This is a genomic window from Parendozoicomonas callyspongiae (assembly GCF_023502345.1).
In the GTDB taxonomy this organism is placed as follows: Bacteria; Pseudomonadota; Gammaproteobacteria; order Pseudomonadales; family Endozoicomonadaceae; genus Sansalvadorimonas; species Sansalvadorimonas callyspongiae.
Map to the genome: position 1 here is coordinate 1 of NZ_JAMFLX010000168.1, position 299 is coordinate 299.

Consider the following 299-nt stretch of genomic DNA (forward strand, 5'->3'; position numbering starts at 1 on the left):
TGGGTAGCCAAAGCATGGGCAACTTCTGCACTGTACCCGCTTTCACCGCTATTTCGCTGTATTTCACGGGATAAGGCTCCTTCGCTTATGCCTATGGAAAGGGCAACTTCTTTCTGCGTGTGGCCTTTTCCAAGAAGAGCTTCAATCTGGTATCTTTGCCCTTGAGTCAGCTGCTTGTATTGTCTGGTTTGTGAACTCATTCCCGACTTCCATTTCTGAGTGTGAGAGCTACGAAATGATACATGCAGCTGGCCCACATCTAAAACATCAGCCGATTGCACTTATTCTATTAATCCAGC

The 299-nt window shown here is 46.8% G+C and carries 1 protein-coding gene; it reads right to left on the reverse strand.

Features of this window, described 5'->3' with window-relative positions; all coding sequences use genetic code 11:
• Nucleotides 1-200: helix-turn-helix domain-containing protein (locus tag M3P05_RS20805; protein WP_249702068.1), on the reverse strand; the 200-nt coding region annotated here is incomplete at its 3' end.
• Between the last annotated feature and the right edge of the window lie 99 nt (nucleotides 201-299).